The organism is Aliihoeflea aestuarii (genome assembly GCF_024105665.1).
Classification (GTDB): domain Bacteria; phylum Pseudomonadota; class Alphaproteobacteria; order Rhizobiales; family Rhizobiaceae; genus Aliihoeflea; species Aliihoeflea aestuarii.
Map to the genome: position 1 here is coordinate 81,377 of NZ_JAAAMK010000001.1, position 26,770 is coordinate 108,146.

General features: G+C 63.5%; 29 protein-coding genes. All 29 read right to left on the reverse strand.

The features are described from left to right. Positions 1-172: 172 nt before the first annotated feature. The 29 genes from GTW25_RS00395 to GTW25_RS00535 all read right to left on the reverse strand — a co-directional run bounded on the left by GTW25_RS00395 (position 173) and on the right by GTW25_RS00535 (position 26,770). A complete protein-coding gene (locus tag GTW25_RS00395; protein WP_252910004.1) occupies positions 173-3,121 on the reverse strand; it encodes a bifunctional [glutamine synthetase] adenylyltransferase/[glutamine synthetase]-adenylyl-L-tyrosine phosphorylase in 2,949 nt (982 codons plus the stop codon). Next, positions 3,121-4,548 carry a sensor histidine kinase gene (locus GTW25_RS00400; protein WP_252910005.1) on the reverse strand — a complete coding sequence of 476 codons (1,428 nt, stop codon included), beginning with the start codon at positions 4,546-4,548 and terminating at the stop codon, positions 3,121-3,123. The genes GTW25_RS00395 and GTW25_RS00400 overlap by 1 nt, the downstream gene beginning before the upstream one ends. Further along, on the reverse strand, positions 4,548-5,219 hold the full coding sequence (locus GTW25_RS00405; RefSeq protein WP_252910007.1) for a response regulator transcription factor: 672 nt from the start codon (positions 5,217-5,219) through the stop codon (positions 4,548-4,550). Before GTW25_RS00405 ends, GTW25_RS00400 begins: the two co-directional genes overlap by 1 nt. Positions 5,220-5,338: 119 nt before the next feature. Beyond that, positions 5,339-6,880, reverse strand: a complete 1,542-nt coding sequence (locus GTW25_RS00410; protein WP_252910008.1) for a Do family serine endopeptidase — start codon at positions 6,878-6,880, stop codon at positions 5,339-5,341. A 110-nt stretch (positions 6,881-6,990) separates the two neighbouring features. Beyond that, complete coding sequence (locus tag GTW25_RS00415; RefSeq protein ID WP_252910010.1) at positions 6,991-7,449, reverse strand: cytochrome c-type biogenesis protein; 459 nt, start codon at positions 7,447-7,449, stop codon at positions 6,991-6,993. Beyond that, positions 7,446-9,437 carry a heme lyase CcmF/NrfE family subunit gene (locus tag GTW25_RS00420; RefSeq protein WP_252910012.1) on the reverse strand — a complete coding sequence of 664 codons (1,992 nt, stop codon included), beginning with the start codon at positions 9,435-9,437 and terminating at the stop codon, positions 7,446-7,448. The genes GTW25_RS00415 and GTW25_RS00420 overlap by 4 nt, the downstream gene beginning before the upstream one ends. A gap of 7 nt (positions 9,438-9,444) precedes the next feature. After that, complete coding sequence (ccmE, locus tag GTW25_RS00425) at positions 9,445-9,882, reverse strand: cytochrome c maturation protein CcmE (protein WP_252910640.1); 438 nt, start codon at positions 9,880-9,882, stop codon at positions 9,445-9,447. 7 nt (positions 9,883-9,889) lie between these two features. Continuing rightward, positions 9,890-10,966 carry a c-type cytochrome biogenesis protein CcmI gene (ccmI, locus tag GTW25_RS00430; protein ID WP_252910013.1) on the reverse strand — a complete coding sequence of 359 codons (1,077 nt, stop codon included), beginning with the start codon at positions 10,964-10,966 and terminating at the stop codon, positions 9,890-9,892. A gap of 80 nt (positions 10,967-11,046) precedes the next feature. Then, a complete protein-coding gene (locus GTW25_RS00435) occupies positions 11,047-11,493 on the reverse strand; it encodes a hypothetical protein (RefSeq protein WP_252910015.1) in 447 nt (148 codons plus the stop codon). A gap of 85 nt (positions 11,494-11,578) precedes the next feature. Further along, positions 11,579-12,991 carry an ATP-binding protein gene (locus GTW25_RS00440; RefSeq protein ID WP_290127835.1) on the reverse strand — a complete coding sequence of 471 codons (1,413 nt, stop codon included), beginning with the start codon at positions 12,989-12,991 and terminating at the stop codon, positions 11,579-11,581. A 7-nt stretch (positions 12,992-12,998) separates the two neighbouring features. Continuing rightward, entirely contained in the window at positions 12,999-13,664 is a 666-nt protein-coding gene (locus GTW25_RS00445; protein WP_252910016.1) for a response regulator transcription factor, read from the reverse strand. A 37-nt stretch (positions 13,665-13,701) separates the two neighbouring features. Continuing rightward, complete coding sequence (locus GTW25_RS00450; protein WP_252910643.1) at positions 13,702-13,914, reverse strand: hypothetical protein; 213 nt, start codon at positions 13,912-13,914, stop codon at positions 13,702-13,704. A 150-nt stretch (positions 13,915-14,064) separates the two neighbouring features. Further along, positions 14,065-14,271 carry a hypothetical protein gene (locus tag GTW25_RS00455; protein ID WP_252910018.1) on the reverse strand — a complete coding sequence of 69 codons (207 nt, stop codon included), beginning with the start codon at positions 14,269-14,271 and terminating at the stop codon, positions 14,065-14,067. An 11-nt stretch (positions 14,272-14,282) separates the two neighbouring features. Further along, complete coding sequence (locus GTW25_RS00460) at positions 14,283-18,146, reverse strand: baseplate multidomain protein megatron (protein ID WP_252910020.1); 3,864 nt, start codon at positions 18,144-18,146, stop codon at positions 14,283-14,285. A 12-nt stretch (positions 18,147-18,158) separates the two neighbouring features. Beyond that, positions 18,159-18,581 carry an NlpC/P60 family protein gene (locus GTW25_RS00465; RefSeq protein ID WP_252910022.1) on the reverse strand — a complete coding sequence of 141 codons (423 nt, stop codon included), beginning with the start codon at positions 18,579-18,581 and terminating at the stop codon, positions 18,159-18,161. Continuing rightward, entirely contained in the window at positions 18,578-19,414 is an 837-nt protein-coding gene (locus GTW25_RS00470; RefSeq protein WP_252910024.1) for a phage/gene transfer agent baseplate hub protein, read from the reverse strand. The genes GTW25_RS00465 and GTW25_RS00470 overlap by 4 nt, the downstream gene beginning before the upstream one ends. Further along, entirely contained in the window at positions 19,411-20,043 is a 633-nt protein-coding gene (locus tag GTW25_RS00475; protein ID WP_252910026.1) for a DUF2460 domain-containing protein, read from the reverse strand. Before GTW25_RS00475 ends, GTW25_RS00470 begins: the two co-directional genes overlap by 4 nt. Before the next feature lie 7 nt (positions 20,044-20,050). After that, complete coding sequence (locus tag GTW25_RS00480; protein ID WP_252910028.1) at positions 20,051-20,623, reverse strand: phage tail tape measure protein; 573 nt, start codon at positions 20,621-20,623, stop codon at positions 20,051-20,053. A 14-nt stretch (positions 20,624-20,637) separates the two neighbouring features. Then, positions 20,638-20,844: a rcc01693 family protein gene (locus GTW25_RS00485; RefSeq protein WP_252910030.1), complete on the reverse strand. Its 207-nt coding sequence runs from the start codon at positions 20,842-20,844 to the stop codon at positions 20,638-20,640. Then, entirely contained in the window at positions 20,841-21,173 is a 333-nt protein-coding gene (locus GTW25_RS00490) for a gene transfer agent family protein (RefSeq protein ID WP_252910031.1), read from the reverse strand. The genes GTW25_RS00485 and GTW25_RS00490 overlap by 4 nt, the downstream gene beginning before the upstream one ends. Next, positions 21,170-21,586, reverse strand: a complete 417-nt coding sequence (locus tag GTW25_RS00495) for a phage major tail protein, TP901-1 family (RefSeq protein ID WP_252910032.1) — start codon at positions 21,584-21,586, stop codon at positions 21,170-21,172. Before GTW25_RS00495 ends, GTW25_RS00490 begins: the two co-directional genes overlap by 4 nt. A 40-nt stretch (positions 21,587-21,626) precedes the next feature. Next, positions 21,627-22,034, reverse strand: coding sequence for a DUF3168 domain-containing protein (locus GTW25_RS00500; protein ID WP_252910033.1), 408 nt, complete (start codon positions 22,032-22,034; stop codon positions 21,627-21,629). After that, positions 22,015-22,173 carry a hypothetical protein gene (locus GTW25_RS00505; RefSeq protein ID WP_252910034.1) on the reverse strand — a complete coding sequence of 53 codons (159 nt, stop codon included), beginning with the start codon at positions 22,171-22,173 and terminating at the stop codon, positions 22,015-22,017. Before GTW25_RS00505 ends, GTW25_RS00500 begins: the two co-directional genes overlap by 20 nt. Next, complete coding sequence (locus GTW25_RS00510; RefSeq protein ID WP_252910036.1) at positions 22,173-22,505, reverse strand: phage head closure protein; 333 nt, start codon at positions 22,503-22,505, stop codon at positions 22,173-22,175. The genes GTW25_RS00505 and GTW25_RS00510 overlap by 1 nt, the downstream gene beginning before the upstream one ends. Next, positions 22,502-23,074, reverse strand: coding sequence for a head-tail connector protein (locus GTW25_RS00515; RefSeq protein ID WP_252910038.1), 573 nt, complete (start codon positions 23,072-23,074; stop codon positions 22,502-22,504). The genes GTW25_RS00510 and GTW25_RS00515 overlap by 4 nt, the downstream gene beginning before the upstream one ends. 76 nt (positions 23,075-23,150) lie before the next feature. Beyond that, a complete protein-coding gene (locus GTW25_RS00520) occupies positions 23,151-24,386 on the reverse strand; it encodes a phage major capsid protein (protein WP_252910039.1) in 1,236 nt (411 codons plus the stop codon). Continuing rightward, positions 24,383-25,063: an HK97 family phage prohead protease gene (locus GTW25_RS00525; RefSeq protein WP_252910040.1), complete on the reverse strand. Its 681-nt coding sequence runs from the start codon at positions 25,061-25,063 to the stop codon at positions 24,383-24,385. Before GTW25_RS00525 ends, GTW25_RS00520 begins: the two co-directional genes overlap by 4 nt. Before the next feature lie 191 nt (positions 25,064-25,254). Continuing rightward, on the reverse strand, positions 25,255-25,575 hold the full coding sequence (locus GTW25_RS00530) for a DUF6107 family protein (RefSeq protein WP_290127836.1): 321 nt from the start codon (positions 25,573-25,575) through the stop codon (positions 25,255-25,257). A gap of 10 nt (positions 25,576-25,585) precedes the next feature. Continuing rightward, positions 25,586-26,770: a phage portal protein gene (locus GTW25_RS00535; RefSeq protein WP_252910041.1), complete on the reverse strand. Its 1,185-nt coding sequence runs from the start codon at positions 26,768-26,770 to the stop codon at positions 25,586-25,588.

The following is a 26,770-nucleotide window of genomic DNA, read 5'->3' on the forward strand; positions in this document are numbered from 1 at the left end:
GGAGGTGGCGAGGCATGGATTCCTGTGACGAGCACAGGAATGACGGCGGAACGGTTAAAGCAGACCGTCAACATTGGTGATTTGCATCGCCGTCCTTGCAGTCGTCATTCCTGTGCTCGTCACAGGAATCCATGCCTCGACGGCACACCACACGCAACGCCGCCGATTCTCCCTAAGCCCGCACGATCTTTTTGAAATGCGCCGACACCGCCTTCGACGTCTCCTTCAAATGCGCTTCCAGCACTTTCAAATCCGGCAGGTCGGTCGTGCGCAGGAGAATATCGGCAAGGCCGGGAGGAACGTCGTCCGGCTCGAACGGGCCGGTGAGGGATAGTCGAAGTATCTGCGTCAGGCTGGTGTAGAGATCATGCGCGGAAACCAGTTCCTCGCGGATGTGGCCGTCGCAAAAATCAGACGACAGGTGCTGGAGCGTTTCGACGGTCGATGGTGAAAACCGCCCTTCGTCGATGCCGCCGGTAAGCGTGGCGACCTGCGCGATGAATTCCAGATCGATAAGCCCGCCGGGGACCAGCTTGACGTCCCATATGTCGCGCGGCGGCTTTTCCGTTTCGATGAGCTTTCGCATCTCGGCAGCGTCGTCGAACACCTTTGCGGCATCGCAGGGCGCAACAAGCACGGCCGCGATGTCATCGTCGACGCTTTTGGCCAGCGTCTCGTCGCCGGCGATCACGCGGGCGCGGGTCAACGCCATGTGCTCCCACGTCCACGCCTCCTGACGCTGATACTTGCGAAACGCCTCGACATGGGTTGCAACCGGCCCCTTGTTGCCCGACGGACGCAGTCGCAGGTCGAGTTCGTAGAGGACGCCTTCGGCGGTCGGCGCCGAGACGGCGGCGATCAGGCGCTGGGTCAGCCGCGAGAAATAGTGCGAAGGCGCGAGCGGCTTTTCGCCGTCCGATTCGTCGGCCTCGGCGTCATGCTCGTAAAGCAGGATGAGGTCGACATCCGACCCGGCGGTCAGTTCGCGGCTTCCGAGCTTTCCCATGCCGACGATGACCACGCGTCCGCCCAGCACGCGGCCGTGACGCTGGGCGAACTCGTCCTCCACCGCTTTCAACGCGACGCTTATCGCAAGATCGGCCAGATCGGAAAACGCCTTGCCGGCGCGGCGGTGGTCGATCGCGCCGGAGAGCAGGCGAATACCGATCAGGAATTTCTGCTCGGCGGCGAAGATGCGCAACCGGTCGAGCAGTTCCTCATGGAGTTCGACACCGGTGAGGAAGCCTTCCAGCCGCTCGGACAGATAAGCCTTGTTCGGCAGTTCGGACAAAAGGCCCGGATCGAGAAGACCGTCGAACACATGCGGGCGGCGGGTGATGATCTGCGCCAGACGCGGCGCAGCGCCCATGATCGTGGCAAGCAGCTTGAGCAGCGACGGGTTCGACTGGAAGAGCGAGAAAAGCTGAATGCCTGCCGGCAACCCCTTCAGGAATTCGTCGAAACGCAGGATCGCCTCGTCGGCGCGCTGTGTCTGCCCGAACGCTTCGAGAAGCGCAGGCGTCAGTTCCGTCAGGCGTTCCCGCGCCTCGGCCGATTGCGTCGCCCGGTAGCGACCGAAATGCCAGGTGCGGATCAGGCGTGCGATGTCGCTCGGGCGCTCGAAGCCGAGTTCCGACAGCGTCTGCATGGTATCGGGGTCGTCAACGTCGCCTGTGAAGACCAGATTTCCAACACCGCGCGACAATTCAGGGGCCGTCTCGAACAGGGCCGCGTAGTGGCTTTCGACGAGTTGAAGGGAAGCGCGGAAGGTCTGGGAGAACTCCGCCTCGTCCGTAAAGCCCATCATCAGCGCGATGCGTCGCAAGCCCTCGTCGTCTTCGGGCAAGGTATGCGACTGTTCGTCGGCGATCATCTGGATCGCATGCTCGACATCGCGCAGGAACCAGTATTGACGCGCAAGCGCGTCGCGGGCGTCCGTCGTGATCCACCCGCGCTCGGCGAGCGCGCCGAGCATCGCCACGGTCTGGCGGCCGCGCAACTCGCGGAACCTGCCGCCCGCGATCAATTGCTGCGTCTGCACGAAAAACTCGATCTCGCGAATGCCGCCGCGACCGAGCTTCACGTTATGGCCCTTGACCGCGATTTCGCCGTGGCCCTTATGCGCGTGGATCTGCCGCTTGATCGAGTGAACATCCGCGATCGCCGCGAAGTCCATATATTTGCGCCAGATGTAAGGGGTGAGCTCGGCGAGGAACGCCTCGCCCGCCTCGATGTCACCGGCAAGCGGACGCGCCTTGATCATCGCCGCGCGTTCCCAGTTCTGGCCGCGCCCTTCATAATAGTTCAGCGCCGCCTCCGTAGGGATCGCGAGCGGAGTCGAGCCCGGATCGGGACGCAGGCGAAGATCGGTGCGAAAGACATATCCGTGTTCGGTTCGATCCTGAAGGATCCGCACCAGACGCCGCGCGAGGCGGGAGAAAAGATCGGTCGCATCGAGCCGATCGAGGATCGCCGGCGCGTCCACATCGACGAACAGGATCAGGTCGATATCGGACGAAAAATTCAGCTCAAACGCGCCCAGCTTACCCATGCCGAGCACGACCAGCCCCGAACCGCGTCCCGGCGCGGCGCGGTCAGGCAGCTTGATCTTGCCCTTGTCGTGCGTTTCGACCAGCAGAAAATCGATCGCGGCCGCGATGCACGCATCGGCGAGCTTGCTCAAATGAACGACGGTGGATCGTGCGGATGCCCGCCCTGCCAGTTCCATGAAAGCCAAAAGCGCATGCGCTTCGCCCTTCAGGAGCCGCAGCGACCGCATCAGATCGCCTTCGCTGTCCGATCCTTGCGCGGCATCGCCGATGTCCGTGAGAATGTCCGCCAACCTGTCTTCGACGGATCGGTCGATCAGGTTCTGCAGAATATCCGGCCGCCGCCTTATGGCATCACGAAGGAAGGGGGAAAGATCGAAAGCCGCGCCTAGAAAAGCCTGCAACCCGTTATCGGCTGACACGAGATCGGCAAGGCCGGCACAGTCATCCTGCCGCGCCGTTTCGATGAAGTCGGCGACGAGTTCTGTCGCGTTGTCCGGCCGCAAGGGCGTCAGCGGTGCGTGGGCGAATTCTACCAGCGTTGTCGGACCTTGCGTATCGTCTTTGGTCATCAGCCTTGGGAATCGCCTGCCGGGAAAATCATCGACACGCATAATCCGGGGTTTTCACCCGAAAGTTCAAGTCTGCCGCCATGAAAGGTCATGACCGCCTTGGCAAGACTGAGACCGAGCCCCGAGCCAGGCTGTGTACGGCTTTGTTCCAGACGCACGAAACGCTCGGTCGCCCGCGAACGGTCCTGCTCGGATATGCCCGGCCCGGTGTCGGTGACGCGGATGGCAATCGTCGCGCCGTCGCGTGCCGCCGTCACCTTGACGACGGTCCCTTCGTTCGAACCTGCGGAATATTTGATCGCATTGTCGACAATGTTCGACAGGGCCTGACCGATCAGTTCGCGATTTCCGGTGATGGGAAATTCGTCCGGCGCGTCGGCGAAGAGCGTCACGCCCACTTCCTCGGCAGCCGGTTCGTAGAGCTCGACGACATCGGCGACGATCGCGGCCAGGTCGATCGCCTGCGTATGCTCGGCCGAATAGCCCGATTCCAGCCGGCTTATCATCAGGATCGCGTTGAACGTGCGGATCAGTTGATCGGATTCGGCGATCGTCGCCTCGAGCGCGCGACGGTGCTGGGGCTGATTGTCCTTTGCGAGCGCCGCCTCGGCCCGGTTGCGAAGGCGCGTGAGCGGCGTCTTCAGATCGTGCGCGATATTGTCCGAAACCTGTTTCAGCCCTTCGTTCAGGGCGGCGATGCGAGCCAGCATCTCGTTGAGGTTCTGCGATAGCCTGTCGAACTCGTCGCCGCCGCCGGTCACAGGAAGGCGCCGCGACAGGTCGCCCGCCATGATGCGCCGGCTTGCCTCCGAGATATTGTCGATGCGGCGCAGTGCCCGCCGTCCGACGAGGAACCAGATGACGAGCGCGCCAAACCCCATCATCCCGAACGCAACGGCAAGCGCGCGTCGGATGACATTTCCGAAGCGCTCCGGTTCGCCTAGGTCGCGTCCGACAAGCAGGATCATCTGGTTGGGCAGACGCATCACGATCGCCATCGCCATATGCGGCCCCTGCCGTGCGTCGGGCATGTCGCCTGAACGCGCATCGATTTCGCCATAGCGTTGATAGGCGAAGGGACGCTCGGTCCAGCCCTCAGTGGACAGGACGGCGGTTTCGATGCTTTCCACATTGCCGCCCAGGATCCGGCCCGTGGGATCGGCGATGGTGTAGAGATAAGCGCCGGGCTGGCGGGAACGGCCCTCCACCACACGCACCAACGTCGTCAGCCCGCCGCGCTGGTAAGCACGGCCAAGGCTTTGCACCTCTTCCGACACCGTATCCTGGATCTGGCTTTCCAGCATGCGCATCGTCAGCGAGCCCATATAGAAAACGAGGCCAAGCGCGCAGATCGCGAACAAAAGCAGATAAAGCGCGGAAAGCCGCGCCGCCGTGGTCTTCATCAGCGCCGAAACGGAGCTCAGCATCACGCCTTCAACATGTAGCCGGCGCCCCGGACCGTGTGGAGCACGGCGCTGTCGAAGCCCTTCTCGATCTTGGATCGCAAACGCGAGATGTGCACGTCGATGACGTTTGTCTGCGGATCGAAATGGTAGTCCCAGACATTTTCGAGCAGCATCGTGCGGGTCACGACCTGGCCCGTATGGCGCATCAGATATTCGAGAAGCCGAAACTCGCGCGGCTGGAGAACGATTTCCTTACCCGCCCTGCGTACGGAATGCGACAGTCTGTCGAGTTCAAGATCGCCGGCGCGATAGATCGTCTCGACGTCCTTGGTCCCACCGCGTCTCTTCAAAACCTCGACGCGCGCCAGAAGCTCGGAAAACGCGTAGGGCTTGGTCAGATAGTCATCGCCGCCGGCTCGAAGCCCCGTGACGCGATCGTCCACCTCCCCAAGTGCCGAAAGAATGAGGACCGGCGTGTCGTTGCCGCGTGCGCGCAGGCCGGCGACGACCGACAGGCCGTCGCGGCGCGGCAGCATGCGATCGACGACCAGCACATCGTAATCGCCCGAACTCGCCAACGCGAAGCCTGTCTCCCCGTCGGCCGCAAGATGCGCCTGATGGCCGGCTTCGTCGAATGCCTTTTCAAGATATTCGGCGGCTTCGCGATCGTCCTCGATGACCAGGAGTTTCATGTGGATGCCCATCCCTGAAAGAAAAGGCGACGGCAGGTATGGAGAACCCGCCGTCGCCGGAACCAGCCTTAGTTTGGATGCCTGCCGGCTCGTCGTCCAGTCACCCGCTCAAATCAGCGTCAGCCCTGCGCGATCGGCAATGCGACGAAGTGGTTCGCATTGTCGCGGTTGACCTGAAGCAGAACCGCGTTCCGACCGGCCTGTTCTGCCGACGCGACCGCCGTTTCGACATCCTGCTGCGAGTTCACCTCCTGGGAATTCACCGAGGCGATGACGTCGCCGGCCTGGATGCCACGTTCGGCGGCGGCGCTGTCGGGATCGACATTGGTGACCAGCAGCCCGGCACCGTCTTCGCTCGGCACGACCGTCAGGCCCAACCCGGCGAGCGAGACATCGCCCGACGGTGAGGTCTGCGACGGCGTGGCCGATGCGAGTTGTTCGTCGCCGGGCAAGGTGCCAAGCTCGACCTGCATCTCCTGTGTCGCGCCGTTGCGCCAGACATCGACCGTGACCGTGTCGCCGGGGGTCAGATTGCCGACAAGACGGGCAAGCTCACGCGGCGATGCGACCTGCTCGCCATTGACCGCAGTGACCACGTCACCCGCCTTGATACCTGCTGCAAGGGCCGGCCCATTGGCCTGCGCTTCGCTGATCAAGGCCCCCTTGGCACCATCGAGGCCAAGCGAATCGGCAATATCTTCCGTCACGGGCTGGATCTGAACGCCGAGCCAGCCGCGAACGACCGATCCATTGTCGATGAGGCTGGTCACAACGGATTCGGCGGTCGAGGACGGAATCGCAAAGGCAATGCCCACATTGCCGCCGGACGGCGAGAAGATCGCCGTGTTGATCCCGACGACTTCGCCGTTGAGATTGAAGGCAGGGCCGCCCGAATTGCCGCGGTTCACCGCAGCGTCGATCTGGAGGAAGTCGTCATAGGGGCCAGCGCCGATATCGCGTCCGCGCGCCGAGACGATGCCGGCCGTCACGCTGCCGCCGAGACCGAAGGGATTGCCGACGGCGACGACCCATTCGCCAACGCGCACCGCACTGTCGTCGGCGAAGGACACGTAGGTGAAGTCATGGTCCGCCTCATCGACCTTGAGGACGGCCAGATCGGTGCGCGGATCGGTGCCGACAAGGTTTGCGGGCAGTTCGGTCCCGTCATCGAGGACGACGGTAAACGAGGTGCCGCCCTGCACGACGTGATTGTTGGTGACGAGATAGCCATCCTTCGAAATGAAAAAGCCCGACCCCTGAGAGGTCGGCATCGCGCGCTGCGCGCGATCCTGCTGCCGCCCGCCGCGAGGGCCTTCCTGCCGGTCACCGCGGAACTCGCGGAAAAAGCGGTTCAGGGGATGATCGCGCGGCAGATCGTCGAAGCCGGGAATGCCCTGCTGACCGCCGAACTGGTTATCTGACACGGGAGCGACATCGGACGTGACGCGCACGGAGACGACGGCCGGCGAGACACGCTCGACGACATCTGCGAAGCCGGGGTTCTGCTGCGTCGTCTCGACGCGAACGGCATCGGCCCTGACGGGCAGCGTGCCACTGGCGATCGCGCCGAAACCGATCGCACCAGCGATCGCCAGGGACGCTGCCGTCGCGACGAGCCTACGCTTGCTCGTCTTGAGGGGAGAGTTGCGGGTGGTTTCCATTTTTGCAAACCCTTGTGGAATTTTTGCGGCGCGTGATTGCACCGTTCCCACAAGAGATAAGCGCCCTCACATTACGGCGCCATTTCCGACGAATGAAACTTTCGTAACGTTCAATCGGAGCGTTTCAGGATGGCATCGAGCTTGCGCGCTTCGGCATCGCTCAGCGCCGCGCCTGCCGTCCGCCGTCGCCGTGCCGACATGACCAGAACCGCCCCGCCGATGCCCAGCAAGAGAACCGGCGTGGCCCACAAAAGCGCGTTGCGCGCCGTGAAGGTCGGGCGCAGCAAAACGAATTCGCCATAGCGAGAAACGACATAGTCCATCACCGCCTCGTCGCTGTCACCCGCCACGATGCGCTCGCGTACCAGCACGCGCAGATCGCGGGCGAGTTCCGCATCCGAATCGTCGATCGACTGGTTCTGGCAGACCATGCAACGCAATTCCGCCGAGAGCGCACGGGCGCGCGCTTCAAGCGCGGGATCGTCCAGCATTTCGTTGGGCGCCATCGCGGCCTGCCCGGCCGTGACGGACAGGAGCATCAAGAACGCCGTGGCAAGCCTGACGATCATGTCGCCACCTCGACGGCACGGGCCGGTTTCGAGCGCTTCGCTGCGGGCGCGCCGACGCGCAAACGCCGGTCGAGCAGCGAAACGCCGCCCCCGACCATCATGAAGATGCAGCCGATCCAGATAAACAGCACCTGCGGCTTCCACCACGCCCGCACGACGATCCCGCCATCAGGTGCGCGGTCGCCGAGCGCCACGTAAAGCTGGCTGAAGCCGTGCGAGGTGATGCCGGCTTCCGTGGTCGGCATCTGGCGCGCGGGATAGAAGCGCTTGGAGGAAACGACCTCGCCCCGCTCCCTGCCCGACCTGTCGGAATAGGTGAAGCGCCCCTGTTCCTCGGTGAAGTTCGGTCCGTCGAAAGGAACCAGCCCGTCGAAACGCAGTTCGTAACCGGCGACATCGAGCGTATCGCCCGGCTGCATGACCGCAATGCGCTCCACTTCGAGCGTGCTGACGGCGACGATGCCAAGCGTGGTCAGACCGAGGCCCGCATGGGCAAGGGCCGTTCCGAAGACCGAGCGCGGAAGGCCGACGAAGCGCCTGAACATGACCGATGGCGACGCCTTGCCGATGCCGGCCTTCAAGGCAAGGTCCGTCAGCGCGCCGAAGACGAGCCAGAAGGCCACCGCCACGCCGAACGCCGCGACCACGCTGATCCGGTCGATCATGAACAGCGTGACGAGGCCGATCAGAAGCGCGAGCGCGAAGGCGACGAACAGGCGCTGGCTCGCCGCATAAAGATCGCCGCGCTTCCATGCCAAAAGCGGGCCGAACGGCACCGCCAGAAGAAGCGGCACGATCAGCGGGCCAAACGTCATATTGAAGAAAGGCGCCCCGACAGAGACCTTTTCGCCCGTGACTGCTTCAACGAGCAGCGGCCAGAGCGTGCCGATCAGCACGGTTGCGGCAGCGGTGGTCAGGAACAGATTGTTGAGGACGAGGCCGCCTTCGCGCGAGATCGGCTGGAACAGCCCGCCCGATGTCAGCGTCGATGCCCGGAACGCGAACAGAGCCAGCGAGCCGCCGATGAATACGATCAGGATCATCAGGATGAAGACGCCGCGCGTCGGGTCGGTCGCGAAGGCGTGCACGGATGTCAGCACGCCCGAGCGTACGAGGAACGTTCCCAGAAGCGACAGGGAGAAGGTCAGGATCGCAAGAAGCACGGTCCATATCTTCAGCGCCGAGCGTTTTTCCATCACGATCGCGGAATGAAGAAGCGCAGTTCCCGACAACCAGGGAAGGAAGGACGCGTTTTCGACCGGATCCCAGAACCACCAGCCGCCCCAGCCGAGTTCGTAATAGGCCCAGTAGGAGCCCATGGCGATACCGCCCGTCAGCGCCGCCCAGGCAGCCAACGTCCACGGCCGCACCCAGCGTGCCCATGCAGCGTCGATCCGCCCTTCGATCAACGCAGCGACGGCGAAGGAAAAGCAGATCGAAAAGCCGACATAGCCGAGGTAGAGCAGCGGCGGATGGATCGCCAGACCGATGTCCTGCAGGATCGGATTGAGATCACGGCCTTCGATCGGCGGCGGACTGATGCGCGCGAAGGGGTTCGACGAAGCCAGCACGAAAAGCAGAAAGGCGGCCGCGATCATGCCCTGAACGGCCAGCACATTGGCGCGAAGCGTTGCCGGCAGGTTCGATCCGAACAGCGCGACGAGGCCCCCGAAGGCGGCGAGGATCAGGATCCACAAAAGCATCGAGCCTTCGTGGTTTCCCCAAACGCCCGTGATCTTGTAGAGCATGGGCTTCAAGGAATGTGAATTCTCCCAGACATTCGCCACCGAGAAATCGGACTGCACATAAGCGACGGTAAGCGCGGCGAAGGACAGTGCAATCAGTCCCAAAATGGCGAAGGAGGCCGGCTCAGCCACGGCCATCAAACGCTGATCGCCGATCCGCGCGCCGACGATGGGCACGATCGAGAGCACCAGCGAGAGCGCGAAGGCAAGAACAAGCGCGAAATGTCCGATCTCGACGATCATGCCCGCGTCAATCCTCTTCCTGCCAGATGCCGCGCGCCTTCATGCTGTCGGCGACCTCGCGCGGCATGTAGTTCTCGTCATGGCGCGCCAGGACCGTATCGGCCACAAAGCGTCCCGAAGCGTCGAACGCGCCTTCGGTGATGACGCCCTGCTCCTCGCGGAAGAGATCGGGAAGAATGCCGCTATACGAAACGGTGACCGTTTCGATCCGATCCGTCACGGCGAAGCTGACATCGGTGCCGCCCGCTCTTGCAATCGACCCGGTCGCGACGAGACCGCCAAGCCTGATGCGCTCGCCGGGCGCAACGCCCTTTTCGCTGATGTCGGCCGGCGTATAGAAATAGGAGGCTTTCTGGCCGAGCGCGAAGAGCGTCAGCGTCGTCGCCAGCGTCAGGAAGGCGAAGGCTCCACCGATCACCGCCAGCCTTTTCTTCTTTCGCGTCATCGCCATCTCAGTCTTCCACATTCAGTCCGAGCGAGAGACCATACGCCGCCAGATGCCCCGCTTCGGGCGAGCCTGCCCCATATGCGTTTCGCGCACGGTCCAGTGCATCCTGCGCATCGTCTTGCCGATCGAGCACCATGTATGAACGGATCAATTGCTGCCAGCCATCGACATCATCGTGATTGGCTTCAAGGCGCGTCGCCAGACTTGCAACCATGCCTTCGATCATTTCGGCCTGATCGTTTGCGCCTTCCGACGGCTCCGCCGTTCCGTTCATCGCCTGCGCGATCACCCCATGCCATGGAGACTCGTCCGGCAGGTCCGAGAGCATCTGTCGCCAGACGCGTTCTGCCGCCTGTTGGTCGCCGGCCTGCGCCGAAGCCAGCGCGATGAAATAGCGACCGCGGATATTTCCCGGTTCGATGTCGAGCGCCTGGGAGAAGAGCGCCTGCGCTTCCTCGCTCACGCGACCGTTCGCCGCCGCCGTCAGCGCCTCGCCCTGCCCTGCAAGGCGCGCGGGGGTAGGTTCATCCAGGCGAATTGCGTTTGCGAATGCGCCCGCCGCATCGTCGAAGCGACCAAGCCGAAGATAGATCGGCGCCAATACGTCCCAACCGCGCGCATCGCCGGGATTTGCGGCCAGATGTGCCTCGGCCCGCGCGATCAGTTCTTCCGGCGACTGCTGCGACGGATCTCGATCGAGCCGCGCTTGCAGCGGTTGACCCGGATAGTCGGGCGAGCCGGTCGCGGCATACAGGCCCCAGCTCACCAATGGCAGCGAAAGCACCGCGATCGCGCCGACCCAGCGCCCAAGCGCGCGAGAAGAGGCTGTCCCGGTTTCCTCACCGTCCCCTTCGGACAGCCGGATGACCTTGCGGCCGATCTCGGCGCGCGCCATCTCGGCCTCGCCATCCTCTATCAGGCCCCGCGCACGATCCCTGTCGATCTCGCGAAGCTGGTCCTTATAAACCTCGAGCTCGTGTTCGCGGCTGTTACGCACGCCCGCTCGCTCGCGCGCCAAAGGCGTGAGCAGCAACAGACAGACGGCGAAGGTCATTGCCGCGGCGACAATCCAGAAAAGCATGCCCGTTCCTATCGACAGTCATGCCGAAAGCCAATCGCCGCGCGATGCGGCCTTTCGTATCGGCTTCAATAGTGGACGTTTCAGACGAGCGGCGTCCAGCTTCCGTCATCATTGCGGCAGGCCGTGCCCCTGCCGACCCGTTCGGTGCCATTCTGGCTGACGGTGTGCGTATATTGGCGGCAATTTTGCGAACCGACGCGATAGGGCGGCGCAGCCACTACCTGTCCGGAAAGACGTCCGCCGCCCTGCCAGGCGACCGGCTGCCCGGATGCCGCATATTCGAGCGCGCGGTACTCGGCTTCGAGCGCGCGCTGACTGTCGGCGCGCTCAAGATCGCCGCCCAGCGTCCGCCCGATAAGTCCGCCGGCCATCGCCTCTGCGATATCAGCCGACATCGGCTGAGCCGCACGGGTGCCCGTTGAGCTCGCGAAAGCGCCAACGAGCGACGATCCGCCACCTGACGTGGAAGACATGCATCCGGCCAGCAACATTGCCGCGGCCGCAACTCCTGCAAAGCGAAAGATCATCTACGAAACCAGGTCCTGTACAAAACAACGCTTGCGCGTTTCCCTAAGCTAGGGTCTTGGCCGAACTTTGTCATCGGCTGCGCCGTCAATCGTCGCGTTCGTCGTGCTGGCGTTGCAAACGGATCACTGCCTTGAGACCACCGAGTTCGGAACGGCCAAGCTCGAAATGGCCTCCATATTCCTTGACCAGATCGGCAACGATCGACAGTCCGAGCCCCGTTCCGGGCTTCGTCTCATCCAGCCTGTGTCCGCGTTTCATCGCCAGCTTCGCCTGATCGTCGGGAATTCCCGGCCCGTCGTCCTCGATCGTGAGAACGAAGCCTCTCGCCTCTTCCGCGTCCATACGGCCAACCGAGACCGATACGACCGACTTCCCCCATTTCGTCGCATTCTCGAGAAGGTTGCCGACAAGTTCCTCGAAATCCTCCTTCTCGCCGCTGAACATGATTTCCTCGTCCGGCGTGTCGAGCGAGATGTCGAGATGGCGGTTCAGCTTGGACATAACGCGCACGAGCCGTTCGAGCGTAGCCACGACGGGCGTGCGAAACAGGATGCTGTCGCGCTGGGCGGCAACGCGCGCGCGCTGGAGATAGTGCTCTACCTGCGACTGCATGGCCGTCGCCTGACCGACGATCAGCGATCCTTTCTGCCCGCCCATCGCTGAACCTTCGTTGAGGAGCACGGCCAAAGGTGTCTTGAGCGAATGGGCGAGATTTCCGACCTGCGTTCGCGAGCGTTCGACGATTCGCCTGTTGCTCTCGATCAGCGCGTTCGTCTCGTCGGCAAGCGGCGCGATTTCCGCGGGAAAGCGGCCGTCGAGGCGCGTGGCATTTCCCGAACGGATTTCGGCCAGAGCACGCCGGACACGGGATAGAGGACGCAAGCCCACCCAGATTGCGATGGCATTGATCGCAATCATGCCCAGCCCGAACAAAGCAAGGTAGAAATAGAGCTGCCGCTCGAAATCGGCGATTTCTTCTTCCAGTTCCGACCTGTTGCCCATGACACGGAAACGGCCGACGCGATCCGCATTGTCGAGAACGAATTCGCTTTCGAACACTTCCAGCAATTCGCCATTGAGCCCCACCGTCACGTAGCGTCGCTGGAATTCCCTGTCGAAAGGCACTTCCGCCGTGGATGGTGCCTCCACGGTCTCTATCATCGAAATGGACCGCAGCGATCCACGCAATCCTTCGGAAATCGGCTCGACCGACCAGTACCAGCCCGAGCGCGGAATGGTGAACCGCAGATCGCCCAGATTCGGCGCCCCCTGCAACCAGCCGTCATCGGTCACGCTGACCGTGCTGATCAGGTTGAACAGATGCGCCGAAAGGAGACTTTCGAACCCGCGTTCGCTCGCCTGACGAAACAGCGTGGAAATCACCGTCGCGATGATCACGAGCGTCAGGAGTGCCCAAAGCGTCGACAACGCAATGACGCGTACCGTCAGCGAACCGAGCCGCAGCCGGCGCGGGATCATCGATGCGGGCGTCGCCATCGATTTCTCACGGAGCTGGCTCGCGCATGCGATAGCCCATGCCACGCACCGTTTCGATCATGTCGACGCCGAGCTTCTTGCGAAGCCGCCCGACGAAGACTTCGATCGTGTTCGAATCCCGGTCGAAGTCCTGATCGTAGAGATGCTCGACGAGTTCGGTGCGCGAAACGACCTCTCCCATATGATGCATCAGATAGGCGAGCAGGCGGAATTCGTGCGAAGTCAGGCGCAGCGGCACCCCGTCGAGATCGGCCTTGGAGGATTTGGTATCGAGGCGCAGCGGGCCGCAGGAAATTTCCGACGAGGCATGCCCGGCGGCACGGCGGATCAGCGCGCGCAGGCGCGCAAGCACCTCCTCGATGTGGAAGGGCTTCGCGACATAGTCGTCTGCGCCGGCATCGATACCGGCGACCTTGTCGCTCCAGCGGTCGCGCGCGGTCAGCATCAGCACCGGCATCTTGCGCCCGTCACGGCGCCAGCGCTCGATGACGCTGATGCCATCCATCTGCGGCAGTCCGATATCGAGAACGACTGCGTCGTAAGGCTCGGTATCGCCGAGGAAATGACCCTCCTCGCCGTCGAACGCGCGGTCGACGACATAGCCGGCATCGATCAGCGCTTCGCTGACCTGGCGGTTCAAGTCCTTGTCGTCTTCAACGACCAGTATGCGCATATTTCGGTCCCGTGATTTGGCGAATCGATGCGCGAGATTACATCGGCACGACGAATTCGGCACGGCGCGGACGCTGGCCGTCCTGGCCGGGCACCAGCACCACGATCACGCACACCCTTTGCCCTCCACGATCCTCCGGCGTCGCCATGGCGAGCGTGCCACCGTTCTGTGCGGCGATCTGCTGGCCGATGGCATAGCAATCGCCCTGCACGAACAGCGCACGCTCGGGTGCCGCTGGGGCAGTGGACATCGCAGGCACAGACGAGGCCGGGACGATTGCGCCCCAGGTCATCAAAGTGGCCAGCGCCAAAGTGAGGATGTACGTGTTCTTCATGGATGACGTTTTATTACAGCACGGCTGAACATGGAATGAACAATGCCATGCGAAGTTTTGGCACCTTCACCTGATCCGCGTTCGCGCGGCCAACCGGCCGAAAATCGCGACCAGTCCCGAAACGGCCGCTACCGTCTGGAGAATGGTGTCGGTTAGAACGGCGCTGTCCGCCGGATCGATCGGGACGCCGAGGGCGGCCGCACCAGCACTTGCGACAGTGATGATCGACGCCCAGATCGTTCGCGACATGTACCAGGGCTTGATTATATCCATCTGATTTTCCTCTAGATGTTGAAGTTGAATGCGCGCGTCGCCGCGACGCCTTCGCCCACCGCCCGGCTCATCTGGCTGACGCGCAAGACGATTTCGCCGTGGCCGGCGATTTCGGTGGCCGGGACGAGCCAATGCGGTTCGGCACGTTCCGCCGACGCAAAGACATTCGCGCCCTGCATGAGTTGAACGGCGTAAAGTTCCTCGTCCTCGCCCAGCGGAATTTCACTCGCCAGCCAGCTATCAGCGTCGACGCGCCCGCGCCGGGTCCAGCCGAACTCGAGATCGCCGTTGGCCATCCATCGGCTTCGCAGATGGACCGGCGAGAGCGGGCGGAGCGCTCGTATTCCGCCTGCCATGGCGATGGAGGTTGCATACCGATCCGACAGGTCGTAGCCGACCGGCCCGCATCGCCAGTTCAGTTCACGGCCGATCTCACCGGATCGTAGTCCGGCCGGCACAACGGCACCGTCAAGCATGACGAACCGCGCGCCCGCCCTAGCGCCGGATGCAGACGCGTCTTCGGTGCCCAGTTGGCCACGCAGCAGCTTCGACAAGACCCAGATGCCGGGCTCGACCTCTTCCGCGCCGGCAAACTGCAAAACCTCCCAGTTCCCGTCGGCAGCTTCGAGCGCCGCCGCATTCGCGCCGTTGAGCATGTCGAGCATCGCCACCGACTGAAGCGCGCCCGCGCCCATTTCCACGCGCAACGTTCCTGCACGATCGATTAGCCCGCTTCGACCAGTGGGCGCATCCTCGACCAATCTCCCGATCCGGGCCACACGATCGATCCGCGCACGCGGCGAAAACCCGCTCTCGCCAGTGCCTATGTGAAGCACATGACTGCGCCACGGCCGCGCGGCCACCGCGATGCGGACATGCGTCGCCGCATCTTCACTGTCGGGCGTGACCGGAAGATCCAGCAGGATCGCGTCGGGTGGGCCGGGCATGAGCGGCGGCTGGCGTTCCGGCGGCGTCGCCGGTTGCCACCCCTGCGCTGCGCGCAGTCCCGTCCGCCGCGCGAGGATGCGCGCCGTCAACCCCTCCTCCACCGTCTCGACACGATAAAGGCGATCGCCGCGTCGTTCGGGAAGGCGGATGATATCGCCGGCGCCGACGCTGTCGGATGAAACGGAAAAGCTGACGACCTCGCGGCTATGCCTGTGACGATCGAGCCAGTTCCGCGCAAGCGCCGCGGCTTGCTCGCCCTCCAGCATGCCTGGAAAGCTCAGTCGGACGCGGTTGTCGCTGCCCGGTTCATCGATAATCGCACGCTGTTGGGCGCTTTGATAATCGAGAAACGGATCGCGATAGGCGACTTCGACCTCGCTCGCCGTCTGCGTCGCCGCATCCATCGTGATTTCAACCACGACGCCGCCATCGTCGGCCAGTTCGATCAGGTCGGTCCGGGGTCCGGTGATGTCGGGATTTTTGAACGAGACGATTCCGTCCCGCTCCACGACCACCAGACCGAAGAGGTCAACGAGCGGCTGCAACGCCGCGCGCGCGGTTCCCGGTTCGTCGACGACGTAACCTGACGCCGTCTGGTGAACGTCGCTTATATCGGGCGACGGCAGGCCATGCCGCTCCATGATCGCCTCGATCAATGTCGCGATATCGACACCGCTTGCCCGGCCGTTCAACCAATGCCCGAGAAGCCAGTTCGCCCCATCGGCCCAGACCGAACCAAAGCTTGGAAAGGCCGGAAAAGGTCGCGCATCCCATGCCCAGAGATAGAGCCTGTCCGGATCGACCATCCGGCTTCCTTCAAGATCGGCGACGGGGTTGCGACGCGCGTCGAAGAGCGGGTTTCCGGGTTGCCACGCCGCATGATGCGCCTCGAGATATCGCACCGGTGCGATATCTCTGCGTGATCCGTCGGAGAAGTAGGGTGAGGCATTCTCCGAACTTTTGGGGTCGGGAAAGACGTTCGGCTGGTTCGCCCCTTTGTCGATGGCCGGACAGCCGATTTCCGTCATCCAGACCGGCTTGGAACGCGGCACCCAAGCGGTCGGCTCCGTCAGTTCAACGCCGCCGATTCGGTTGAAATGAGGGTTTTCCCACCAGGACCGGATATCCTTGTAGCGGAACACCCAATCCTTGCCGTAGGCGCCATCGCTGATCGGTGTTCGCCGACGATCCAGCCGATCCCCGATCGAGGCATAGAAATAGTCGTACCCTTCGCCGCGCGTGACGCCGGCAAGCAGGCCATCCCGGTCGCATGAATTGGTGAAGCCGTCCGGATTGACGCCCGCCTCGTCGCCGTCGCGCCAATCGGAAAGAGGCATGTAATTGTCTATGCCTACGGCCGATATCGCGGGATGTGCCCAAAGTTCGTCGAGATGGAAAAAGACGTCGCCATATCCATCGGCCGGCTGATGACCGAAATATTCGCTCCAGTCGGCTCCATAGCTGATGCGCGCTTCCGGCAGCATCGCTGACACTTCGCCGGCAAGTTCGCACAATGTTTCGACGAACGGAAAGCGATTGGCGCCGTCGCGCAGCGTCGTCAGCCCCCTCAGTTCGGAGCCGAGCAGAAATGCCTCCACGCCGCCCGCCCGCTGCGCGAGCTTCGCATAATGCAGGACGAGCCGGCGATATCCCCAGTCACCCGGACGCAGGCACCCGATACCCAGCGCGGTGGTGACGATGTCACCGGGCGCAACGGCTCCGACGAAATCGGCGACCGCAACGCGTGCGCTCTCAGACTTGTCCGGCGTGCCAGGCAGGTCCGGTGCGGGGTGGCAGGTGATCCGTCCACGCCAGGGATAGGGCGGCTGGAACGCTTCGCCATAGGGATCGGGGAACGCATTCCCGGCCGGCACATCCATCATGATGAAGGGATAAAGCGTGACCTTCAGGCCGCGTCGTTTGATCTCTGCGATCGCATCAATCACGGATCTGTCGCTTGGCGTGCCGCCATAGGCTGCCGCGCTTCCGATCTGCGACACGCGATATGCAGTCCCGCGCGATACACCTGACACGCTCCAATCCTGCGAGAACCCGGCCGGATTGTTCTGCGTCACGCCTGGCCGAACGCGGCAGCTACCCGCACGCAGATCGTCACCGAACCATGTGACAACCAGCGCGACATGTTTCAGACCGGGAAACACCGCCTGCAATTCGTCGAGCGATGCTTCGATGTCGCTTCCCGCATGAAGAATGTGGCGATTGACGGCGTCCGTCTGCCCGGCAACGCCGCCGCGCGTGATCTCCACCGGCGACAGTCCGTATTCCGTCGATCCGGGGATGAGACAGACCGCGCGCACATCCTTTTGATAGGCGCCGACCGGACGGATCACCTCGAACTGAAACTGCGGAAGCCGATTGCCGTAGTCACTGACGGGAAACCGGTCGAACACGACATAAGCGACGCCGCGATAGGCGGGCGTGTTCACCTGCCTAGCGGTGATCAACGGATCGGGCTGCTGGGTTTCGCTTCCCGTATGGATCCTGATGTCGAAGCGTTCGCGCTCGATCTCCCGCCCGTCCGCCCAGATGCGCCGGACGCCGGCGATCTCGCCCTCGCAAAGCGCGAAGGCGGCATTCGCGAAATAGCTGTACGTGGTCGCCTTCGCGCCGCCGCCTTTTCCGCCCTGGCGTTCCGTCCGGCTTTCCTCCTCGAAACGCGTTGCCCAGATCAGATTGCCGCCGATGCGCGCTGTGCCGTAGACCTGCGGCAGCGGAACGCCTTCTTCGGCCTGAAACGGACGCATTGCCGACAGGCGCGGGCCTTCGAACCTTTGCGTGCCGTTGATCAGCGCGCGGTCGATCAAATAACCGCCAAGCGCGCCGGCGGCCGAACCGATCGCGGCCCCGACAGTGCCGAGATAACCGCCGAGAAACGTCCCGGCAGCCTGAAGAACGATAGTCGCCATCGAAATCCTCGATCAGGATGGAAAGATGAAAGCTGCGGCGATCCGCGACCGCCAGCTTGGCACCAGCGGCGAAACCGCCACCGAATGTCCCTCATAGGCATGGATCAGCGCATCGTTTTCGGCCGCGATGCCCAGATGCTTCGCCGGCAGGTGACGGCGCCATCGAAAGACGAGCAGATCGCCGGGCTGCGCCGCGCACGGATCGATCTCCGCCATGTGACGCCGCGCCGCCTCGATCAGCGGATCGTCGGCGCTCGCTTCAGCCCAATCGGGCGAATAAACGGGCAGCGCCTCCGGCTCGCTCCCGTAAAGCGCGCGCCAGATACCCCTGACGAGGCCGAGACAATCGCACCCAACGCCAAGACGCGAGCCTTGATGTCGATAGGGTGTGCCGATCCAGCGCATCGCCTCGGCAAGCGCGTCGTCACGCCTCATGGCACGAATGCTCCGCCATCGAACACGCCGTCTTCGTTTACATAGCCATAGGCCGCGTCGTTGCCCGGCAGATGCGGAAATCCGCGAAAATTCGCCGTGTTGGAAAACTTGTCCCGGCAGGTCGCGAAGCTCTTGTCGCATCCGACCCGAATGGAAAATACCGCGCCCGCTTCAAGTTCGCGGCCCTTCGCGAGGCTCACCAAGACCCCCGCCGTCGCGCGGCGGTGATTGGTGACGCGCACTGACATGCTGCCGGCCTTCAGATGACCTGCCGTGAACCAGCCATCGGCAAAGCCGTCCAGCCCGGCTACTTCATAGGTTGCATCACCCTGCCGCGCGATGACGGTCCCTTGCGCCATCATCGAGGCTCCGGACATTTGTACGCCGCAACGCACGTCGCCGAGTTCGGCATCGCAACTGCGTCGCAAATATCGCCCCGCGGGCCGGTCGAGATTGCGGGTCAGGCTTTCGAGTTCGGCAACCAGCGTTCCGTCGCGGCGTATGATTTTACCGATCGCCGAAACGCGGATCAGCTTCGCCGCATCGGGATCGCGCCAGTCCACTTTGAAGGTTTCCACCTTCGCCCCGTCGAACAGCCCGGCATCGATATCCTGTTCCGAAAGCCGGTCAGAGGAAAGCGCACCCTCAATCTCGGCGGTATCGACCGCCAGCCCGAGCGATGACTGTGCCTCGCTTTGCGAAAAACCCGATTGCGGCTCGAATGGCGTGTCCTGAAAATCGAGCCGCCGATCGTGATCGGTGAAGCCCAGGACCTGCCCGTCGGTCTTCGTCACGCGCCAGCAGAAGCAGAAGGTTGTGATCATATCGCTCATGCGAACACCTCCACGATCGGGATCGTCGGAATCTGCCCGGCCTTGAACGTCGACAGGCTGACCTCAAGCCGGTCGGCATCGAAACGCGCGGCAAGGTCGAACAGGAACCCGGCCGAAACGACGGCATTCGCGGCAGGCGGCTGCGCCAGCGTGACCGTGCCCGATAATTCATCCACACTGAATCCTATGGGATCGAGCGCGAACCCGTCGACTGCCACGCTCACTGATCCGACCACCGGAAGCGTGATATCGCGCAGATAGGCATCCGCATCTCGCCCATAGGCTTTGGTCAGCCGAAACTGCGTCCGCTCCCCGTCGCCGAGCCCGATCACCTGATCCGTTGCCAAAGGCTCCACGCCCGGCCCGCAAGAGCGGTGGTCGAACGGATCGCGAAACCTGAAGGCGTGAAAGGCGCCGCGCCTTGCTTCGAAGAAGGCGACGATCTCGGACAGATCGTCGAGCGCACGCACGCCCGTTCCGGCGTCGAATCTGCGGCGTGACCGGCTTTGCCGCAAATTGCGTTGCTCTCGTCCCGATGTCATGGTCACGATTTCGACGCGGCGCTCGGGGCCGCCCGTTGCACCGAATGAAATCGCAGTCGGAAACTGCACGTGGTGAAAACTTTCCATCGCCGCCTCACATGCTCCGCGCGCCGCGCGAAACGGCGCGAGCGAGCATGCCGGTGATCTGCGCTTCCGACTTGCGGAAGGACGCCGCATCGTTTGCGGTCACGTTGAAGACGACGTTCACGCCGCCGCCACCGCTTGCGGCAATGCCCAGCCGTCCGTCGGCGGATCGCTGCAAGGGCAGGATCGCTTCCGCGCCCGCCTCGCCCATCAGCCCGGTCTGCCGTCCCATCGGGAACAGCGTCGGGCTCGAAACCACCCCGCCCTGTGCGAAAGGGGTGATCGAGCCCGGCACGCCACCTCTGGCGAACGGCACGATGCCGCGCAACCCGCCGAAAATACCGGACAGTGCGCTCGAAGCCACGCCACCCAGCGGCTTCAGGCCCTGACTAAGCGCCATTCCGGCAAGGTTGAGGCCGATCCGACGAAGGATGTCGTCGAGCGAACGCCCGCTGACGGTCGCCGACCGCAGCGCGCCGCTCAGTTGATCGCCGAAACGCGACGACAGTTTTTCGAGATTGGAAAGGGCCGCGGCAAACGGCGCGGTATCGGCGTTGATCGACACGGTGAACTTGTCGTCCATCGGTGAAGCACTCCTCAAATGTCGGGAAAGCGGGCCATGAGCGCCTGCAAATCATCGCGTTCCGGTGCCGGCGTCCGCTTGCGGACCAGCCCGGCGCTGAAGGCGAATTCACGCGGCGTCATCGCCCAGAAGACCGCCGGGCTCAGCCGCAGCAGGCCGAGGCCGGTTTCCAGAACATCGTCCCACGGAAACCAGCTCGTCGGCGCTGCTGCGGCGATCAAGGGTTTGCGGCAGTCTGCTCCCCGCCGAATGTGGCTGTCAGGAGATCTGTGACGACCGTGGCGAAACCCGTCACGCCATCTTCATGCTGCATGGCGAACACCTCGTCGTCCGCGACCGCGTTCCCCGCTCCACGCAACCCCGCGCCGATGATCTTCGCCATATCGGTCGCAGACAGCCGGCCGGTGGTGAAGCGCTCCACGAGCATGCCCAGATCACACGCCTCGAAGCACGTTTCCAGTTCGGCCAGCGCGCCCAGCGTCAGGCAAAGCCGCCACTCCCGGCCGTCGAACGTCGCGACGATCTCGCCCCGTCGATGGTTCGCGCTCATGCCGCCTCCGTAAAGGCAAGCATGCCGGCCGATTCCAGCGCCGCCTCGAAGGTCACTTCACCGTCGTGGTTACCCGCATATTCGAGCGAGGTGATCTGGAACGATCCTTCGATTACGCCGAAGCTTGGAATGGCGAGTTGCCAGACCGAGATCGCACCGTTGAAGAAGCGCTCGCGCAAGAGCGTGTCGGACGCCTGGTCCTTGAATATCCCCGAGCCGCTGACCGAAGCCCGCTGCACGCCCGCGCCGGCAAGAAGCTCGCGCCAGCGCCCGGCTGAATCGGCATTGGTTACGTCGACCGTTTCGGAATTGAACGCCAGCCGCTTGGTACGTAAACCCGCAATCGTGACGAACACGCCCTCCCCATTCGGGTCGAGCTTCAGCAAAAGGTCCTTGCCCTTTTGAGCAACCATGAAGGTCTCCAGGTCTTGAATTTTAAGATGTGATTGAAGATCAGGCGGTGTCGATCAGCGCGCGAAAGCGTGCGAGGCCGTGATTGACGTCGTGATCGTCCTCATAGCGAACCTCGCCATATTCGGCGCCGAGCCGAACAAGGACATGCCCGTCGATCGCCAGTGCCGCATCGTCCAGCGCGATGCGCACGGCATCCAGAAGCGCATGGCACTCGGACTTGCCGCGTTCTTTCGACCACGCATGGATGGTGACGAGATGCTCGCCGCCGCTTTCCGTATCGGTCGACCAATCGTAGACGCTCGTCCGTCCGAAGGTCAGGTAAGGAAAGGGCGCATTGGCCGGTGCCTGATCATACAAGCGCACCTCGCCCATGAGGGTTGCAAGTTCCACATTTTCGACCAGCTTCGTGAAAATCGCCTTTTGCAGTTCAAGTGCGGCGGCGGTCATCGTCTGCCTCCTCCCGGTCGCGCTCGCGTCGGTACCCGCCGCGACGGTAGCCCGTCGCAACGTCGTCCGCCATCCCGTGAAGGGTGGAACGCAGGCTGCGGATCAGGTCGTACATGGTGATATGGATCGCGGTCTTCATCACCCCACCTCGCGCGTTTCGAAAACCAAATAACGCCCGGTCTCGTCGGGATCGACAAGCGATCTGATCTCAAAAATGCGATCCCGGTTCCGAAACCGCATGCGCCGCTGAATGCCGTCGCGATGGCGGATCGTTATTCGATGCGTGACATCCACCTGATGCTGATCGGCCCCGAAGCGCGGCCGCGCCCGCATCGGCTCGACATGGGCGAAGAGCAATGCCACTTCCACCCATGTCTCCACCACACCACCGGCGCCGTCGCCGGTTGCGATGACGTCCTCAACCGCCAATTCCGTTCGCAACCTGCCCGGATCGATGAATTCGGTTTTCATGCGATCCGCCTTTGCCTGAACGGCGCGATCAAGCGGTCATAGCCGGATGGATATGACATCGGCTGTGCCGACGCTCCGCCGACACCGCGAAACTCGTACCAGTGCGCCACGAGCACCAGCATGGCGCGCTTCAAAAGATCAGGCACGTCCGCACCCGCCTCTCCGTGGCCGGCGGCGTAGTCGATCTCGATACCGTTGAGCGCCGCGCGCGGCGCCAGCGGCTGGCGAAACACGACGCGGGCGGGGCGCGACGCCATATCAATAGCAAAGTGCGCCGGTTCGACGAGCGAGCCTTCGCCGTCCTCGCCGAACACCGTCACGGACAGAACCTCGCGCACCGGCGACGGCGTCAGCCTGACGACGCGGTCGCGCGGCAGCGCATCGAGCACCTTGCGCCATGTCTGGTTCAAAAGTGCCAGCCCCGTCGCCCTTTCGACCTCCTCACGCGCCGCGCGGATGAGGCCGCTCACCAGTTCGTCCTCGCTGTCATGCTGGAGGCGCAGATGCGCCTTCGTCTCGGCCAGCGTTACCGGTTCGGCCTCAGGGCCGGTCGTTCGAAATGCGGTCATCGCCACCTCGATTGTCGAAAGTGAAAAAGCCCCGGCAATCGCTTGCCGGGGCTCGATTGAGCAAAAGAAAACCGCTTCACGCTGCGGCGAACTTCACCAGCTTGATCGCGTCGAAGTCCTGAACGCCGCCGCCGACGCGCTTGGTCACGTAGAACAGAACATACGGTTTGGCCGAATACGGATCGCGCAATATGCGCACACCCGCCCGGTCGACCACGAGATAACCGCGACCGAAATCACCAAAGGCGATCGGCGTTGCTTCACTGCCGATGTCCGGCATATCCTCGGCCTCGACCACCGAGAAGCCCATCAGCAGGGCGCGCGCACCAGCCGTCGCCGGCGGCTGCCACAGATAGTTGCCGTCGGCGTCCTTCAGCTTGCGGATCGCGGCCTGCGTGCGCCTGTTCATCACCCAGTTCGCGTTCTGCCGGTAACCGCTCTTCAGCGCGTAGATCGTGTCGATCAGCACGTCGGAGGCGTCGTCCGCAGGCAGCGTGCCGTCGATACCGGTTGCGATGTGGCCAAGGCTGCCCCACTGCCAGTCCGCTTCCGCGACGCTGCCATAATCGAGGAAGCCGCGCGGCTTGTTGACGCCGGCACCATTGACGAAGGCAGCGCCTTCCTGCTCGGCAAACGCCGTCTCGACCTCGGCCGTGATCCAGGCATCGAGATCGACGACCGAATCCTCCAGCAAGGCCGCCGTCGCCGCCGGCATGGCGTAGAGTTCCATCGTCGGGAACTGCAACTCCTGCAATGCCGCCGTATCCGTCTGCGGACGCGCCGCCGTCTCACCGACCCAGCCGACCGCCGGGCCGTTCACCGCAAACGGCTTTTTAAGAACGGCGCCCGACACCTGCCGAACCGTCGCGATCGAGCGGATCGGCGACAATTCACGCAGCCGCGCGCCGATCGCCGTCTCGATCTCGTCGGGCACGAGATAGCCGCCATCCTGGCCCGACCCGTAGCTCATCGCCTTCTGTTCGAGCGTGCGCAGGCTGCGATCCTCGCCGCCGCGCACATAGGCCTCGAAGGCATGCTTGTGCTCCAGCGACGCCGCCGTCGCGCCCGCACCGCCCAGATGCGGCCGTGCCTTCTTCAAGGTCAGTTCGTCCAGCGCACGCTTCTGCTGATCGAGCGCGCTCGACAGGCGGTCGACCTTGTCGGTCGACAAAACGTCGGCGCTCATGCGCTTTTCGATCTGCGCCAGCCGACCGTCATTGGCTTCGCGAAACGCGCCGAAAATGGTCATGAATTCGTCGAAGGCATCCGCGATCTCGCCGCCGGCCGCCTTGGTCTCGATGGAATGGTTCATCGAAGATTTGTCCTTTCGTTGATCTGATGTGCGGCCCTGCGGATCGCCTCCGCCAGTGCCGTCGTTCCCGCCGGCGCAGCGTCCCGCTCGCGCCGCAAACTGGCAAAGCCGTGGGAGACCACATGCCTTGCCTCCTTCCGCGTCAGCCGCGCGTCCCGCGTCAGCCAGCGCTCGAATTCCCGTGTGGTCGGCAGTCCCTCGCCATTGAGGGAAATCCGTGCACCTTCCTGCATGGGGAAAGTCACGACGGAAATCTCCCACAAATCCGCTTCCCTGATGTGCCGGATGCCCGTCTTCGGATCGGTACGCCCACGCGCCACCTTGAAGCCGATCGACAAGCCGTCGAGCGCCCCGTCACGGATCAGCGCGCGCACCTCGCGCGCCTTATCCGATCCGGGCGACAGGCGACCCCGCACCTTCAGCCCGTATTCGTCTTCCGCAATCGATGTCCACGCGCCGATCGGCTGTGCCGGGTCGTGCTGGAACAGCATGCGCACGCCGCCCGCGCCCCGGCGCGCAATCGCCTTGGCGAACGCGCCTCGCTCGACGATGTCACGGCTCATGTCGACCCTGTCGAACAGGCTCGCATAGCCTTCGAACCTTCCGTCGTCGCCGACGCTGTCGATCGAAACGTCGATCAGCTTTCGCTCAAGCTCTATCTTGCCGTATTGGCTCATATGATTGCTTTCGTTTAGGAACTGATCCTGCCCAATGGCGAGGCATGGACCCCTGTGACGAGCACAGGGGTGACGGGATGACTGGTTGTGCCAATCGCCGACGCTGACGGGCTCCATCACCCTTCCCGCCCTCACCCCTGTGCTCGTCACAGGGGTCCATGCCTCAACCTTCCAAACCCGCGCGGTCCAAACTACCTCTCACCCCGCGCCCCGCCGCGCTCGAACATCCGCATGACGAGGCCGAGCGCCCACCAGGCGCTGAGGCTGGAGGCGGCCGATCCCATCAGCATGATCTCGAACACACCGAGCCCGGTCCCGACATCGAGTTCCGATGCGATCTTGAGCCCCGCCGCACCACCGAAGATCAGTCCGCTGACGACACCGACCGTAAAGCGCAACGCCGCCTCGCGGCGACCGCGCGGCAGAACATAGGCGACCGATATCGCCGAGCCGGCGATCGCGCCGGCAAGCTTTGCGGCCCACAACCAGGCCGTCTCATACCCTTGAGTCATATCGGCCTCCTCAGCCGAGCGCGCGCGGCCCATAGCCGACCGCCTCGCGCTTTTCGTCATCGGTCAGGAAATCTGCGCCGCTGATGCGTGCCCACAGCGCCTCGCGTTCGACCGACAATCCCTCGATCCGGTCGGCATCGTAGCCAAGCTTGAGCCGCCGTCCGAAGCGCGGTCCAAGCCAACCGCCCAGTTCCTGCGCGATGCGCTCCACCAGCGGCAGCACCGTCAGGCGATAGAACGCCCGGTTCGCCTCCTGATAGTTCGCATAGGTATTGTCGCCGGGAATGCCGAGCATCATCGGCGGAATGCCGAAGGCGAGCGCAATGTCGCGGCTAGCGGCGTTCTTGGCTTCGATGAAATCCATGTCCTTCGGCGTCAGGCCCATCGCCTTCCACTCGAGACCGCCCTCCAGAAGAAGCGGCCGCCCGGCCCGCACCGCGCCCGAATACCCGTCCTCAAGCTCGCTCTTCAGCCGCTCATACTGCTCGTCGGTCAGGTTGCCGCCATCCTTCGGCGCATAGACGAGCGCACCGGAAGGCCGGGCGGAATTATCCAGCAGCGCCTTGTTCCAGCGCCCGGTAGCGTTGTGCACGTCGAGTGCCATCAAGGCCGCCAACAATGGCGGGAAGCCGTAGTGATCGTCGAGCGGATGGAAGAGCGCGAAATGATGCGATCCGCCATTCTCGCCCAGACCCAAAGCCACGCGCCGCAATCCGGCACTCTGCCGCTCTTCGAGCGCCACCGGCCAACCTGCCGCATCTGCGGCAACCGTCACCCGGTCGGGTCGCAGAAGGTGCAACTCCCGCGCGCTGCTCGCAGTCTCCACGAGCTCGGCATAGGCGTTGCCGGCCATCAGCAGATGTCCGTAGAGACTTTCGAGAAAACTCGGTCCCGACTGGCGCGTATTTGGGCGTGCGACGAGATCGAGAAGCGGGTGATCGCTCAGTTCCTCGCCGTCCTCGTAAAGCAGGAATGGGATCGTCGCGGCCGCCTGCGCGATCATCCTGACGGATCGATGGACGACCGGGTTGCGCATGAAACCTTCGCGCGCCAGCGCCGCATAGTCGCCGCGCGTCCACACCGCATCGCCATGCAGATGAAGCGCCACGAACCCCGGCGACATCCCCGCCGAACGCGTTTCCAGGCGCGCGCCGCCATCCCCGGAGCGTGCCGCCCAAGGCCAGTTCCATCCCAT

Coding starts and splice junctions, on each gene's coding strand:
- GTW25_RS00450 (WP_252910643.1), bottom strand. CDS start 13,914: ATGTCCACTGCCCCAGCGGCACCCGAGCGTGCGCTGTTCGTGCAGGGC.
- GTW25_RS00395 (WP_252910004.1), bottom strand. CDS start 3,121: ATGACCAAAGACGATACGCAAGGTCCGACAACGCTGGTAGAATTCGCC.
- GTW25_RS00495 (WP_252910032.1), bottom strand. CDS start 21,586: ATGGTTGCTCAAAAGGGCAAGGACCTTTTGCTGAAGCTCGACCCGAAT.
- GTW25_RS00480 (WP_252910028.1), bottom strand. CDS start 20,623: ATGGACGACAAGTTCACCGTGTCGATCAACGCCGATACCGCGCCGTTT.
- GTW25_RS00520 (WP_252910039.1), bottom strand. CDS start 24,386: ATGAACCATTCCATCGAGACCAAGGCGGCCGGCGGCGAGATCGCGGAT.
- GTW25_RS00475 (WP_252910026.1), bottom strand. CDS start 20,043: ATGGAAAGTTTTCACCACGTGCAGTTTCCGACTGCGATTTCATTCGGT.
- GTW25_RS00490 (WP_252910031.1), bottom strand. CDS start 21,173: ATGAGCGCGAACCATCGACGGGGCGAGATCGTCGCGACGTTCGACGGC.
- GTW25_RS00420 (WP_252910012.1), bottom strand. CDS start 9,437: ATGATCGTCGAGATCGGACATTTCGCGCTTGTTCTTGCCTTCGCGCTC.
- GTW25_RS00445 (WP_252910016.1), bottom strand. CDS start 13,664: ATGCGCATACTGGTCGTTGAAGACGACAAGGACTTGAACCGCCAGGTC.
- ccmI (WP_252910013.1), bottom strand. CDS start 10,966: ATGCTTTTCTGGATTGTCGCCGCGGCAATGACCTTCGCCGTCTGTCTG.
- GTW25_RS00460 (WP_252910020.1), bottom strand. CDS start 18,146: ATGGCGACTATCGTTCTTCAGGCTGCCGGGACGTTTCTCGGCGGTTAT.
- GTW25_RS00415 (WP_252910010.1), bottom strand. CDS start 7,449: ATGATCGTCAGGCTTGCCACGGCGTTCTTGATGCTCCTGTCCGTCACG.
- GTW25_RS00400 (WP_252910005.1), bottom strand. CDS start 4,548: ATGCTGAGCTCCGTTTCGGCGCTGATGAAGACCACGGCGGCGCGGCTT.
- GTW25_RS00455 (WP_252910018.1), bottom strand. CDS start 14,271: ATGGATATAATCAAGCCCTGGTACATGTCGCGAACGATCTGGGCGTCG.
- GTW25_RS00505 (WP_252910034.1), bottom strand. CDS start 22,173: ATGAAGACCGCGATCCATATCACCATGTACGACCTGATCCGCAGCCTG.
- GTW25_RS00510 (WP_252910036.1), bottom strand. CDS start 22,505: ATGAAAACCGAATTCATCGATCCGGGCAGGTTGCGAACGGAATTGGCG.
- ccmE (WP_252910640.1), bottom strand. CDS start 9,882: ATGACGCGAAAGAAGAAAAGGCTGGCGGTGATCGGTGGAGCCTTCGCC.
- GTW25_RS00410 (WP_252910008.1), bottom strand. CDS start 6,880: ATGGAAACCACCCGCAACTCTCCCCTCAAGACGAGCAAGCGTAGGCTC.
- GTW25_RS00405 (WP_252910007.1), bottom strand. CDS start 5,219: ATGAAACTCCTGGTCATCGAGGACGATCGCGAAGCCGCCGAATATCTT.
- GTW25_RS00470 (WP_252910024.1), bottom strand. CDS start 19,414: ATGAGCGATATGATCACAACCTTCTGCTTCTGCTGGCGCGTGACGAAG.
- GTW25_RS00465 (WP_252910022.1), bottom strand. CDS start 18,581: ATGAGGCGTGACGACGCGCTTGCCGAGGCGATGCGCTGGATCGGCACA.
- GTW25_RS00525 (WP_252910040.1), bottom strand. CDS start 25,063: ATGAGCCAATACGGCAAGATAGAGCTTGAGCGAAAGCTGATCGACGTT.
- GTW25_RS00500 (WP_252910033.1), bottom strand. CDS start 22,034: ATGACCGCCGCCGCACTTGAACTGCAAAAGGCGATTTTCACGAAGCTG.
- GTW25_RS00515 (WP_252910038.1), bottom strand. CDS start 23,074: ATGACCGCATTTCGAACGACCGGCCCTGAGGCCGAACCGGTAACGCTG.
- GTW25_RS00535 (WP_252910041.1), bottom strand. CDS start 26,770: ATGGGATGGAACTGGCCTTGGGCGGCACGCTCCGGGGATGGCGGCGCG.
- GTW25_RS00530 (WP_290127836.1), bottom strand. CDS start 25,575: ATGACTCAAGGGTATGAGACGGCCTGGTTGTGGGCCGCAAAGCTTGCC.
- GTW25_RS00440 (WP_290127835.1), bottom strand. CDS start 12,991: ATGGCGACGCCCGCATCGATGATCCCGCGCCGGCTGCGGCTCGGTTCG.
- GTW25_RS00435 (WP_252910015.1), bottom strand. CDS start 11,493: ATGATCTTTCGCTTTGCAGGAGTTGCGGCCGCGGCAATGTTGCTGGCC.